At 61.0% G+C, this 12,557-nt stretch carries 11 protein-coding genes and 1 riboswitch; of the genes, 2 read left to right on the forward strand and 9 right to left on the reverse strand.

The window, feature by feature from the left end; translation table 11 throughout:
* Window positions 1–3: 3 nt before the first annotated feature.
* The 7 genes from CQ009_RS10080 to CQ009_RS10110 form a co-directional block, all read right to left on the reverse strand.
* Window positions 4–528 (reverse strand): TIGR02281 family clan AA aspartic protease, encoded by a 525-nt coding sequence (locus tag CQ009_RS10080; protein WP_105705910.1) that lies wholly within the window; start codon window positions 526–528, stop codon window positions 4–6.
* Complete coding sequence (locus CQ009_RS10085; RefSeq protein ID WP_064388586.1) at window positions 525–1,514, reverse strand: esterase-like activity of phytase family protein; 990 nt, start codon at window positions 1,512–1,514, stop codon at window positions 525–527. Before CQ009_RS10085 ends, CQ009_RS10080 begins: the two co-directional genes overlap by 4 nt.
* Window positions 1,514–3,421, reverse strand: a complete 1,908-nt coding sequence (gene parE / locus CQ009_RS10090) for a DNA topoisomerase IV subunit B (RefSeq protein ID WP_105705912.1) — start codon at window positions 3,419–3,421, stop codon at window positions 1,514–1,516. The genes CQ009_RS10085 and parE overlap by 1 nt, the downstream gene beginning before the upstream one ends.
* A 41-nt stretch (window positions 3,422–3,462) precedes the next feature.
* Complete coding sequence (locus CQ009_RS10095) at window positions 3,463–4,071, reverse strand: YqiA/YcfP family alpha/beta fold hydrolase (protein ID WP_064388584.1); 609 nt, start codon at window positions 4,069–4,071, stop codon at window positions 3,463–3,465.
* A 289-nt stretch (window positions 4,072–4,360) separates the two neighbouring features.
* Complete coding sequence (gene cpdA, locus CQ009_RS10100) at window positions 4,361–5,176, reverse strand: 3',5'-cyclic-AMP phosphodiesterase (RefSeq protein ID WP_105705914.1); 816 nt, start codon at window positions 5,174–5,176, stop codon at window positions 4,361–4,363.
* A gap of 99 nt (window positions 5,177–5,275) precedes the next feature.
* Complete coding sequence (locus CQ009_RS10105; RefSeq protein WP_064117171.1) at window positions 5,276–5,728, reverse strand: DUF1249 domain-containing protein; 453 nt, start codon at window positions 5,726–5,728, stop codon at window positions 5,276–5,278.
* Window positions 5,719–6,336: an NUDIX domain-containing protein gene (locus CQ009_RS10110; protein ID WP_105705916.1), complete on the reverse strand. Its 618-nt coding sequence runs from the start codon at window positions 6,334–6,336 to the stop codon at window positions 5,719–5,721. Before CQ009_RS10110 ends, CQ009_RS10105 begins: the two co-directional genes overlap by 10 nt.
* A gap of 227 nt (window positions 6,337–6,563) precedes the next feature.
* On the opposite strand from CQ009_RS10110, the gene CQ009_RS10115 reads away from it, so the two are divergent.
* On the forward strand, window positions 6,564–7,310 hold the full coding sequence (locus tag CQ009_RS10115; RefSeq protein ID WP_105705919.1) for an RsiV family protein: 747 nt from the start codon (window positions 6,564–6,566) through the stop codon (window positions 7,308–7,310).
* On the opposite strand, the gene cytX is transcribed toward CQ009_RS10115, so the two are convergent.
* Together cytX and thiC are read right to left on the reverse strand one after the other, a co-directional pair.
* Complete coding sequence (gene cytX, locus CQ009_RS10120; protein WP_008079251.1) at window positions 7,279–8,571, reverse strand: putative hydroxymethylpyrimidine transporter CytX; 1,293 nt, start codon at window positions 8,569–8,571, stop codon at window positions 7,279–7,281. The genes CQ009_RS10115 and cytX overlap by 32 nt on opposite strands.
* Before the next feature lie 148 nt (window positions 8,572–8,719).
* On the reverse strand, window positions 8,720–10,609 hold the full coding sequence (gene thiC / locus CQ009_RS10125; protein WP_064387807.1) for a phosphomethylpyrimidine synthase ThiC: 1,890 nt from the start codon (window positions 10,607–10,609) through the stop codon (window positions 8,720–8,722).
* Window positions 10,610–10,755: 146 nt separating this feature from the next.
* Window positions 10,756–10,861, reverse strand: a riboswitch (TPP riboswitch).
* A 206-nt stretch (window positions 10,862–11,067) separates the two neighbouring features.
* On the opposite strand from thiC, the gene CQ009_RS10130 reads away from it, so the two are divergent.
* A complete protein-coding gene (locus CQ009_RS10130) occupies window positions 11,068–12,501 on the forward strand; it encodes a TolC family outer membrane protein (RefSeq protein ID WP_064387806.1) in 1,434 nt (477 codons plus the stop codon).
* The last annotated feature ends 56 nt before the right edge of the window (window positions 12,502–12,557 follow it).

Below are 12,557 nucleotides of genomic sequence, written 5' to 3' on the forward strand. Positions count from 1 at the left end.
GCCTCATCGGTTCGTTGTCTGGCGCAGCAGCATGGTGCCACCGCGCTGAGTAAATTCAAGTTTGTTCAGGGCGCTCATGCCAAGCAGCACCTGATCGCCATGCAGCCCCGGCGCCACCAGTGCGCGAACATCCCGCAGCACGATGTCGCCCAGTTGCAGGCGGGCAATTTTTGTCCGGTAGCCCTGGCTCAGGCCATTGGCCGTGCTCAGGGTCACACCGAAACCTTCTTCCAGCTTCAATCGCTTGGCCAGATCCGCCGGGATCGCTACATCGGTTGCGCCGGTGTCGAGCATGAACTCGACCGGTTCGCCGTTGATCTGACCGCTGGCGACAAAATGCCCTTGGGCGTTGCCCGCCAGTTTCACTTCGATAAAACCTTCGCCTTGCTGCGAACTGACCACCACATTCGGATTCTGCTGACGCTGCTCCCACTGGCCAAAGAACCGCGTAGCCAGAAACAGCGCCGCGCACCACGCCAGAATCATCAGCGCGCGACCGGCGCGCTTGCCCGGCGGTTGCTGGCTCACGGCTTGGCGCTCCAGCCACCGTCAGGTGCGGCGAAACGCCAGACGATCGGACGTTTTTCGCCGTCGGCACGGACGCCGTCATTATTGTCGAGGCCGATCCATGCGCCCTGCGCATCCACCACCAGCGCTTCCGCCAGGCCATAGGCCTGGGAATAGCGGCGTTGCGGCTGCAAAGCGTCTTCGGCGTACGACCAGCATTGCTCGACCTTAGCGGTTACTGCATCGCGGCGGCAGATCTGAAAGGCATTACGCTCAAGGGTAAACAGCTTGCCATTGAACAGCGACAGGTCAGCAAAATCGCGAGTCACGGCGCGCGCCTTGGGAAACTGCGACGGCTGCATTTCGACCCCGGCTTCGCTGAGCAGCACGCAAGCACCGTCGCAATCCCAAACCGTTTGCTGGCGCTTGATCTTCAGCAGGCCGCGACGCTCGCGCTCGGCCGCCAACCACAACTGATCGCCCGCCGGATTGATCGCCAAGCCCTCGAACAACGCATTGAAGTGCAGCAACATGCCACTGGCCCGGGCTTCTTTCACCAGCATCGGCGAGATTTTCAGCCACGACGCCGGGCCTTGAGGTGGCACTTGCAACACGGCTGCATGTGCCTCGCTGACGATGTAGCGGTTGCCGGCGCTGTCGCAGGTGATGCCTTCGAAGTCCAGCTCGCCACCACGGATAAACGACGCCGCCCAGGTACGCGAGCTGAGGCCCCACGGCAAGCCGCTTTCAGGCACCGGCGGGACGTCGATGTGCACGGTTTCGGCCTGCCAGACCTGATCGCGGGTATCGAGACGGTAAATCTGATCGTCATCGCGATCAGACACCGTCCACAACTCATTGCCGCACAACGCCAGCCCCGACAGGTTGCCGCCGCGCATGCCGTCGACCGGATGCTCGGCGAGCAGGCGCAGTTCCTGTATCGGCTCGGCCGACACGCTCATTGAACTCAGCAGCAAGGCTCCCGCCAAGGCCCAGCCAAACTGCATCAGGTCAGCACCTCGGCGAGGTTGCCTTTGGATTCGAGCCAGGTCTTGCGGTCGCCGGCGCGTTTCTTCGCCAGCAGCATGTCCATCATTTCCGAGGTTTGTGCGTAGTCTTCGCCCAGCGTCAATTGCACCAGACGCCGAGTGTTCGGGTCCATGGTGGTTTCGCGCAGCTGCGGCGGGTTCATTTCACCCAGCCCCTTGAATCGGGTGACTTGCGGCTTACCGCGTTTCTTCTCGGCGACCAGGCGGTCGAGAATGCCATCGCGCTCGGCTTCGTCGAGGGCGTAGTAGATCTCTTTGCCCAGGTCGATGCGGTACAGCGGCGGCATGGCGACGTAGACGTGACCGGCATCCACCAGCGGGCGGAAATGCTGGACGAACAAGGCGCAGAGCAATGTCGCAATGTGCAGACCGTCGGAGTCGGCGTCGGCGAGGATGCAGATCTTGCCGTAGCGCAGCTGGCTCATGTCCGCCGCGCCCGGATCGACACCGATGGCCACGGCGATGTTGTGCACTTCCTGGCTGGCGAGCACTTCGCTGCCGTCGACTTCCCAGGTGTTGAGAATCTTGCCGCGCAACGGCAGGATCGCCTGGAACTCCTTGTCCCGCGCTTGCTTGGCGGAACCGCCGGCGGAATCACCTTCGACCAGGAACAGCTCGGAACGCATCGGGTCCTGCCCGGCGCAATCCGCCAGTTTGCCCGGCAACGCCGGGCCCTGGGTGACGCGCTTACGCTCGACTTTCTTGCTTGCCTTGAGGCGGCGGCCGGCGTTGTTGATCGCCAGTTCAGCCAGCGCCAGACCGGTTTCCGGGTTGGCGTTGAGCCACAGGCTGAAGGCATCCTTGACCACACCGGAGACGAACGCCGCCGCTTCACGCGACGACAGACGCTCTTTGGTCTGGCCGGAGAATTGCGGCTCCTGCATTTTCATCGACAGGACGAACGCGATACGTTCCCAGACGTCTTCCGGCGCCAGCTTCACGCCGCGCGGCAGCAAGCTGCGGAATTCGCAGAATTCGCGCATGGCATCGAGCAAGCCCTGACGCAAACCGTTGACGTGGGTACCGCCCTGCGCCGTCGGGATCAGGTTGACGTAGCTTTCCTGTACCGCATCGCCACCTTCCGGCAACCACAGCAGCGCCCAGTCGACCGCTTCTTTGTTACCCGCGAAAGCGCCGCAGAACGGCTCGTTCGGCAGGCGTTCGAATTCGCTGACGGCATCGACCAGATAGGAGCGCAGGCCGTCTTCGTAATGCCATTCGACTTTCTCGCCGGTGCCTTTGTCTTCGAAGCTGACCAGCAGCCCCGGGCACAGCACAGCCTTGGCCTTGAGCACGTGCTTGAGGCGGCTGATGGAGAATTTCGGTGAATCGAAGTATTTCGGGTCCGGCGCGAAGTACACGCTGGTACCGGTGTTGCGCTTGCCGACAGTACCGACGATTTCCAGCTCGGTGGCCTTGTAGCCATCGGCGAAAGTCATCTGGTATTCGTTGCCATCACGTTTTACACGTACGCGGACTTCGGTCGACAAGGCGTTGACCACGGAAATACCCACACCGTGCAGACCGCCGGAGAACTGGTAGTTCTTGTTGGAAAACTTGCCGCCCGCATGGAGTTTGGTGAGGATCAGTTCGACGCCCGACACACCCTCTTCCGGATGGATGTCGACCGGCATGCCACGGCCGTCGTCGCTGACTTCCAGCGAGTGGTCGGCGTGCAGGATGACCTGCACCGATTTGGCGTGGCCGGCCAAGGCTTCGTCGACGCTGTTGTCGATGACTTCCTGGGCGAGGTGGTTCGGCCGACTGGTGTCGGTGTACATGCCGGGGCGTTTGCGCACCGGGTCGAGGCCCGAGAGGACTTCGATGGCGTCGGCGTTATAAGAGCTAGCGCTGGGAGTGGCCATAGGGTCTCGTCGTCAGTCATTCATGAAATAGGGGCAAGACTTCACAGTGCGGTGAAATCGATTGCCGAATACACATCGGCGCCAATGCCGGCAAAACTCAGCAGCGCCGGCAATTGCCCGGCAAAACCCTGAAAACTGTGGTCGCCGCCGGCCTGAATGCGCAAGGCACAGGCGCGGTAATACTGCTGGGCGAGGCGATAATCCAGTGTTTCATCGCCAGTCTGCAACCATACCTGATAGCGCTGGCCATCCTGCGGCGCAGGCACTTCCAGTTCGGCCAGGGCCGTGACGTGGTCGTGGGTCAATTCCCAGGTTTCATCGGTATACAGGTTTTTCTGCGTGCCCAGATAGCCGTCGAACATCCGGTGCGGGCTGACCGCCGGGTTGACCAGCAGGGCTTTCAGACCATGGCGCTCGGCCAGGTGAGTCGCATAGTAGCCGCCGAGGGAGCTTCCCACCAGCAGCGGGCTGCCCAGCTCGGCGATTGCTCGCTCCAACTGACCGATGGCTTCGCGCGGATGGTGATGCAGGGCCGGAACACGCAGTTGCTCGCTCAAACCCAGTTGCTCCATCACCGTTACCAGCTGACAGGCCTTTTTCGAGGCCGGGGCGCTGTTGAAACCGTGGATATAGAGGATCGAACCGGACATTTGAGCTCCCTGAGTGTCGGTTTGGGTTTGCGGAGTTTACAGGGAGAGAAGATTGGATTGGGGGGTGGTTTCGAGAAATTGGTCATTCAGCAGGAGCGGCCCTCACCCTAGCCCTCTCCCGGAGGGAGAGGGGACCGAATGGGGGATATTTACGAACTACATCGACCTGAACGCCTTGCTGTGAATCCATAATCGACAACGCTGCTTCAGGTCGATGGATAGCGAAAGACACCTCGGTCGGCCCCCTCTCCCTCCGGGAGAGGGCTGGGGTGAGGGGCTTTTGATTCGATCAGTAGCCGTTGGAACCGTAATCAACCGTGAAGGCAAAACCGCTGACGCGTTCGACGCCGGTTTCCAAGCGACCATCCGGTAACAACCGCAACCACCGATACCCAGGCGCCTGCTCCCCCACCTTGAAGTCCTCACTGCCCGGCTCGAACTGAATGCAGGTCGACGGCGATGCCATCAGGCGCACGCCGTTGCGCTCGCGATCAAACGCCTGATGCACATGCCCCCACAACACCGCACGAGCCTGTGGAAAACGATCCAGCACTTCGAAAAACGCGTCTGGATTGCGCAGGCCGATAGGCTCTGCCCACGCACACCCGATCGGCACCGGATGATGGTGAAAGCACACCAGATGATGGCGTTCCGGCGCTTCGCTCAAAGAGCGCGCCAGTAGTTGCAGTTGATCGTCCTGCAGATACCCCGGCACCGAGCCCGGCACTGCCGAATCCAGCAGCGTCACCCGCCAGTTGCCGATATCGACCACCGGCTCCAGCAGCGTGCTCTGCACGGCGGCCTGGGCCATTATCATCGGTTCGTCGTGATTACCGGGAATCCACCGCGCCGGTGCGTCGATCTGCGCGCTCATCTGGCGAAACTGCTGATACGACTCCAGCGTGCCGTCCTGCGAGATATCCCCGGTGGCCAGAACCAGGTCGATCTGCGGCTGCTGCCCCAGTACCAGCTCAATGACTTTTTGCAGGCTCTCGCGGGTATTCATGCCCAGCAGCGTACCGTCCGCGTCAGCGAACAAATGGCTGTCGGACAACTGCACCAGCAACGCCGGATCGGCGGTGGTCAACGTGGATACGCTCGGCAAGGCGTTCTCCCAAGGCAAAAGCACGGAATCGATCGAGTGCCGCAATTATGCTGGGGGATCAGTAAAAGAGGAAACCGTCGAACCGGACGCAGTTCACAACTAGCGTACGACTTCGTACTCATGCCCCAACGCCAGGCAATGACTCAGCCATTCCCCCAGGAACAGATTGAGCTGGGCTTTTTCATCCGGTTGATGCATGGCCGCGTTCGGATAAGGATAGATGCCGCGAAAGCGTCGTGCATGTTCGGCGCTGACCACTTCGGCCATGCGTGCGTCGTGATAGACCTGCACTTCCAGTTGCGGCACCGGCAACCAGGGCAGGCTGTGTTCCTGGCGCACTTGCAACGTCGTGGTGTATGGGCAGGTTTGCAGCACTTCGAGGGCCAGCACGCCGAGCATCTGCTCGCCTTGAGTCACGGCGATGCGCCGCGCCTCGGGCTCGTTGCGCATGTCCGGAACCAGTCGCATCAGACGCGCGTAGTTGGCCTCGCAGGCGGCTTGCAGCCCCGCGAGGTCGACTCGATAGCGATCGCGCAACTTGTTTACGACCATAACCCCCTCACTTCGGCGCGGTTCAGCGCCAGCCACTGCAAGGCGATGATGCTCGCCGCATTGGCAATGCGTCCGTCACGGACGGCCTGCAAGGCATCTTCAAAGGCCCAGACCGTGACGCGGATATCTTCTGCCTCTTCTTCCAGGCCATGCAGGCCGCCAACGCCTTCGGTGTTGCAACGCCCCAGATACAAGTGCACGAATTCGTTGCTACCGCCCGGCGACGGGAAATACTTGGTCATCGGCCACAGGGCCTTGATGTCCAGCCCAGCTTCCTCCTGAGCTTCGCGATGAGCAACTTCTTCCGGTTGCTCGTCCTTGTCGATCAGACCGGCGACCAGCTCGACCAGCCACGGATTGTCGGTCTTGCCCATGGCGCCGATGCGAAACTGCTCGATCAACACCACTTCGTCGCGCTGCGGATCGTAGGGCAGCATGCACACGGCATCGTGGCGGACAAATATTTCACGGTTGATTTCGCGGCTCATGCCACCGGCGAACAATTCATGGCGCAGGTGAACACGGTCGAGCTTGTAAAAGCCCTCGAAGCATTTTTCGCGCCGCACGATATCGACGGCGGTCGGAATGGCGTTGGCAAAATCAGTCATGAGCATCCTCTTTACTGCAGATCCATTACGAGGTTGCTGTATGTGACTGGCAACCTCGACTTCGCGCCATCCTAACGCGCCCGCACGGTTTGATGCAGCCCCTTTACCGTCAGCGGGATGGACGGTGGCGGCGAAACGCACTCTAATTAGCTTAGTGGCGAACTGACTGCTTCGTGGAGAGTCGAAGCGGTAACTTTTTGCCTTCCCTTGCTTTCGAAAGGACGCCCATGTCGCTTTTCAAAATTGCCTCCGTGGCCGCCATCGCCCTGACCCTGGGCGCTTGCGCCAGCCTGTTCCAGCCCAACTACCGCACGCCGCTGGAAACCACCCGCGATGCGTCGGAACAACTGAAACCCGGTTGTTCCAACCCTGACTGCCCACTGGTGAACATCGACACCCTGCGCTTCCCGGCCGAACCTGCGCTGAACGGCATCATCGAAAAACGTCTGCTGCAAATGACCCGCACCGAGAAAAACGCGCCGGTGGCGCCCACCCTGGCGGCCTATCGCGAGCAGTTTCTGGCCAGCGCCGGCCCGCGCAACAGCAGCTACCTGCAAGCAAAAGTACGCGAACAGCATGACGGCTTGGTGATCATCGAGGTGTCGAGCTACCTCGACACCGGCGGCGCGCATGGCACACCGGGTCGCGGTTTCATCAACTATTCGCGCCAGCAGCACAAGGTGCTGAACCTGTCCGACATGTTGCTGCCAGGTCAGGAAGACGCATTCTGGAAAGCGGCGCAGGTGGCGCACAACAGCTGGTTGATCAGCACCAAGCTCGATCAGGAGCCGGAGTTCGTGGCGAACTGGCCGTTCGTGAAAACCCCGAACGTGGCGCTGACCTATGGCGGCGTGATCCTCAAGTACGACGTGACCACCATCGCGCCTTACGCGCTGGGCCACGTCGAACTGAAGATTCCTTATCCGCGTCTGAACGGCATTCTCAAGCCCGAGCTGTTTCCCGGCCGTAACTGAAGGCCCGACCGAGTACTAGCTGCAACAGCCCTGCCAGCACCAGCGCCGGCAGGGTTGCGCCGACATCCGGATACAGATTCGCCAGCAAGTGGTAGGTGCTCACGCCACCCAGCCACGCCAACAACGCCGGCCAGCGCAACGCGGCTGACGCGACCTGAGCACTGCGCTTGCGCAGGATGAAGTGATCGACCAGCACCACGCCGAACAGCGGCGCAAACACCGAGCCGATCAGCAGCAGGAAATTCTGGTACTGCGCCAACGGCGCCAGCAGGGCGATCAGCGTGCAGATCACGCCGATGGCCAAGGCCAGATGCTCGACTTTCAGGCGCAACAGAATCCCGCTCGAAACCGCAGCCGAGTGAATGTCGGCGAAGGCGTTTTCCGACTCGTCCAACAGAATCAGCAACAGCGGAATACCCAGTCCGGCACCGGCCAGCGCCAGCAGCAGCGCGTTGACTTCACCGCTCGGCGCGAAGGCCAGGGTGTAGGCGACGCCGAGGCTCATCAGCCAGAAGTTGCCGATGAAGAAACCGACGGCGGTACCGCCGAAAACATTCTTCGCACGCTTGCCGAAACGTGAGTAGTCGGCGATCAGCGGCAGCCACGACAGCGGCATCGCGATAGCAATGTCGAAGCCCACGGCGAACGGCATCGAACCGTCACCGGCACGCGACCAGAGATCGGCCAGATCGGCTTTGGCAAACAGGTTCCAGGTCAGCCAGATGCACGCTGCCAGCAGCAACCAGATGCCCCACTTGCGTAGAATCTGCCGGACGAAAGTCAGCGGCCCGCTGACCGCCAGCAACGTCGCGAGGGCGCCGAAAAACAACGTCCACAACACTGGGTTCGACCACAGCGAACCTTCGCTGAACGCGCGGGTGCCGAGCAGGCTCGCAGCGTCGCGCATGACGATGATTTCGAACGAGCCCCAACCGATCAGTTGCAGCAAGTTGAGCAGCGCCGGCAGGCTCGCGCCTTTGCTGCCGAGGCTGAGTTTCAGCGCGGCCATCGAAGACAGACCGGTATCGCTGCCGATCACGCCGACGGCGGCCAACAGCAGCACGCCGACCAGCGTGCCGAGGAAAATCGCCAGCAGCGAACCGGACAGGCCCAAGCCTGGCGCGAGCAGTGCGCCGGTCTGCAAAACCATCAGGCCGATGCCGAGGGAGAACCACAGGGAAAACAGATCACGACCGCCGAACACACGCTTGTCGGCGGGCACGGCGAGGTCGGGGGAATAGGTGCTGGGTTGAATGCTCAAGGGTGTTATCTCAGAGGGACATTTGTTGTTGTGTTGTGATCGTTCCCACGCTCTGCGTGGGAATGCCTCTAGGGACGCTCTGCGTCCAGTGACGCGGAGCGTCACGGGCTGCATTCCCACGCGGAGCGTGGGAACGATCAGTAAGGGGTCAAACCTTCTTGTACAGCTGACTGCCTTCCTTCTTGAACCGCTCGGCCTGTTCCGCCAGGCCTTGGGCGACGTCCACGTCGACCGCATCGATGCGCTGGTTGGCCGCGTACTCGCGAACTTCCTGGGTGATCTTCATCGAGCAGAATTTCGGCCCGCACATCGAACAGAAATGCGCGACCTTGGCCGAATCCTTCGGCAGGGTTTCATCGTGATACGAACGGGCGGTGTCGGGGTCGAGACCGAGGTTGAACTGGTCTTCCCAACGGAACTCGAAACGCGCCTTGCTCAAGGCGTTGTCGCGAATCTGCGCGCCCGGATGCCCTTTGGCCAAGTCCGCCGCATGCGCCGCGATCTTGTAGGTGATGATCCCGGTCTTCACGTCATCCTTGTTCGGCAGGCCCAAGTGTTCCTTCGGCGTCACGTAGCAAAGCATCGCGCAACCGAACCAGCCGATCATCGCCGCACCGATACCCGAGGTGATGTGGTCATAGCCCGGCGCGATGTCGGTGGTCAGCGGGCCGAGGGTGTAGAACGGCGCCTCGTCGCAGCACTCCAGCTGCTTGTCCATGTTCTCTTTGATCAACTGCATCGGCACGTGACCCGGGCCTTCGATCATGCACTGCACGTCGTGCTTCCAGGCAATCTTGGTCAGCTCGCCAAGGGTCTCCAGTTCACCGAACTGCGCTTCATCGTTGGCATCGGCAATCGAGCCCGGACGCAGACCATCGCCCAGCGAGAAGCTGACGTCGTAGGCCTTCATGATTTCGCAGATTTCGTCGAAGTGGGTGTAGAGGAAGTTCTCTTTGTGGTGCGCCAGGCACCACTTGGCCATGATCGAGCCGCCACGGGAAACGATGCCGGTCACGCGCTTGGCGGTCAACGGCACGTAGCGCAGCAACACGCCGGCGTGGATGGTGAAGTAGTCGACGCCCTGCTCCGCCTGCTCGATCAGCGTGTCGCGAAACAGCTCCCAGGTCAGGTCTTCGGCGACGCCGTTCACTTTTTCCAGCGCCTGATAGATCGGCACGGTACCGATCGGCACTGGCGAGTTGCGGATGATCCATTCGCGGGTTTCGTGGATGTGTTTACCGGTGGACAAGTCCATCACGGTGTCCGAACCCCAGCGAATGCCCCAGGTCAGTTTCGCCACTTCTTCTTCGATCGAAGAACCCAAGGCGCTGTTGCCGATGTTGCCGTTGATCTTCACCAGGAAGTTACGGCCAATGATCATCGGTTCCAGTTCAACGTGGTTGATGTTGGCCGGAATGATCGCGCGACCACGGGCGATTTCTTCGCGGACGAATTCGGCAGTGATTTCTTTCGGGATGCTCGCGCCGAAGCTGTGGCCGGCGTGTTGTTGCGTCAACAGGCCGGCGGCGCGGGCCTCTTGCAGCTTCATGTTTTCGCGGATGGCGACGTATTCCATCTCGGCGGTGATGATGCCTTTACGGGCGTAATGCATCTGGCTGACGTTGGCACCGGCCTTGGCGCGGCGCGGGTTGTTGACGTGGGCGAAACGCAGCTTGGTCAGCTCGGCATCGGCCAGACGTTCTTGACCGAAGTTGGAGCTCAGGCCTGCCAGGCGCTCGGTGTCGCCACGGTCATCGATCCACGCCGAACGCACGTCGCCCAAGCCTTTGCGCACATCGATCACCACGTTCGGATCGGTGTACGGGCCCGAGGTATCGTAGACGGTGACTGGCGCGTTGATTTCGCCGCCGAAGTCGGTCGGGGTCACATCGAGGGTGATTTCGCGCATCGGTACGCGGATGTCCGGGCGCGAGCCCTGAACGTAGACTTTTTGCGAACGGGTGAACGGCTTGACCGATTGTTCGTCGACCTTGGCCGAGTCACTCAGGTTGATCGCGTTTTTTGATTTTGTAGTCATCACGGGCTCTCCAGACAGCATCCAGGCAGTGGATTGTCGGAGCAGAACCTGAAAGGCACGGACGCACCAGGACCGGTGCTGTGCATCGTCGTCGAGCGTTCGATTGTCGAACAATTTCCCGGACGAAGCACAAGAGGACTCGCCGGGTGACGAGAAATCTTGTTCCCTACGCAGGCGCTAACCTGATCAGGTTCAACGGGATCCGAAATTATTCGATCTCAGCCTCATAGCAAGGCACCCCGACAAGAACCCGGCCAGTCTAGACACAACTGGCAAAGAACGCCAACACCGCAGCAATCACCATGATGAATGGCGCAAATACAGGGGCTTGGCCGATTGTTGTGAACCGATTGCGCAACTACACTCGCCTTGCCCCGCCACGCCTTGACGCTGCGGGGCCTGCGCCGTACCTTTGGCGCCCGGATTACTTCCATAATATTAATGCTAGGGATCGCCTCATGCTGCGCAAACTCTCACTGGCTGTTGCCGTGTCTTGTGCGTCCAACGCAATGGCCTGGGCAGCAGAAGCGCCCTTGTCAACCAAAACCGATCTGGTCAGCGTCTATCAGGAAGCGGTCGACAACAATGCCGATCTGGCCGCTGCGCGCGCCCAGTACGGCGCGCAGAAAGAAGTGGTGCCGCAGGCCCGCGCCGGGTTGCTGCCGAATCTTTCCGGCGGTGCCGAGACCGCCAACGTGCGCACCTCGATCGATCAGCCCTCGGCCATTGCCAATCGCAGCGCGCACTCGTATCAGGCGACCCTTGCGCAACCGTTGTTCCGCGCCGATCGCTGGTTCCAGTACCAAGCGGCCAAGGACGTCAATGAGCAAGCGGCACTGCAACTGTCGGCGACCGAGCAGAATCTGATCCTGCAATCGGCCGAAAGCTATTTCAACGTGCTGCGCAGCCAGGACAACCTGGCCTCGACCAAGGCTGAAGAAGCCGCGTTCAAGCGCCAGCTCGATCAGTCCAACGAGCGCTTCGATGTCGGTCTGTCGGACAAGACCGACGTACTGCAATCGCAAGCCAGTTACGACACCGCACGCGCCAACCGTATCGTCGCCCAGCGTCAGGTCGATGATGCGTTTGAAGCGCTGATCACCCTGACCAACCGTCAGTACAACTCGATTCAAGGCATCGTCCATTCGCTGCCGATCCTGCCGCCGGCGCCGAATGACGCCAAGGCCTGGGTCGATACCGCAGCGAAACAGAACCTCAATCTGCTGGCGAGCAATTTTGCCGTCAGCTCGGCCGAACAAACCCTGAAGCAGCGCAAGGCCGGCCACTTGCCGACCCTCGACGCCGTGGCCAAATATGAAAAAGGTGACAACGACGCCCTCGGTTTCGGCAACCCGAATTCATTCGGCGCGCCTTACGGGGGCAACGTCGAACAGAGCACGGTCGGCTTGCAACTGAACATCCCGATCTACAGCGGCGGGCTGACCAGTTCGCAGGTGCGCCAGTCTTACGCGCAACTGGATCAGAGCGAGCAGCAGCGCGAATCCCTGCGTCGGCAGATCGTCGAGAACACCCGCAACCTGCATCGCGCGGTGAACACCGACGTCGAGCAGGTCCAGGCGCGCAAGCAATCAATCATTTCCAACCAGAGCGCGGTGGAAGCCACGGAAATCGGTTATCAGGTGGGTACGCGCAATATCGTTGACGTGCTCGATGCGCAACGTCAGCTGTACACCTCGGTGCGCAACTACAACAACACGCGTTACGACTACATTCTCGACAACCTGCGCTTGAAACAGGCAGCGGGGACGTTGAATCCGGGGGATCTGGAAGATCTGCGGCGTTATCTGAAGGCCGACTACAACCCGGACAAGGATTTCCTCCCGCCGGATCTGGCCAAGGCAGCCGAAGCGCAGCTCAAGGCCCGCCCTTAAAAGCAAAAGATCGTCCGATCGCGGCCCGAGCCTGCGGCAGCTCCTACAGGAAAATG

Source organism: Pseudomonas sp. MYb2 (assembly GCF_002979955.1).
Lineage (GTDB): Bacteria > Pseudomonadota > Gammaproteobacteria > Pseudomonadales > Pseudomonadaceae > Aquipseudomonas.

What these genes read in the sequence shown, in the direction of transcription:
- CQ009_RS10085 (WP_064388586.1), bottom strand. Translation starts at nt 1,514, where the DNA reads ATGCAGTTTGGCTGGGCCTTGGCGGGAGCCTTGCTGCTGAGTTCAATG.
- parE (WP_105705912.1), bottom strand. Translation starts at nt 3,421, where the DNA reads ATGGCCACTCCCAGCGCTAGCTCTTATAACGCCGACGCCATCGAAGTC.
- CQ009_RS10095 (WP_064388584.1), bottom strand. Translation starts at nt 4,071, where the DNA reads ATGTCCGGTTCGATCCTCTATATCCACGGTTTCAACAGCGCCCCGGCC.
- CQ009_RS10105 (WP_064117171.1), bottom strand. Translation starts at nt 5,728, where the DNA reads ATGGTCGTAAACAAGTTGCGCGATCGCTATCGAGTCGACCTCGCGGGG.
- CQ009_RS10110 (WP_105705916.1), bottom strand. Translation starts at nt 6,336, where the DNA reads ATGACTGATTTTGCCAACGCCATTCCGACCGCCGTCGATATCGTGCGG.
- CQ009_RS10115 (WP_105705919.1), top strand. Translation starts at nt 6,564, where the DNA reads ATGTCGCTTTTCAAAATTGCCTCCGTGGCCGCCATCGCCCTGACCCTG.
- thiC (WP_064387807.1), bottom strand. Translation starts at nt 10,609, where the DNA reads ATGACTACAAAATCAAAAAACGCGATCAACCTGAGTGACTCGGCCAAG.
- CQ009_RS10130 (WP_064387806.1), top strand. Translation starts at nt 11,068, where the DNA reads ATGCTGCGCAAACTCTCACTGGCTGTTGCCGTGTCTTGTGCGTCCAAC.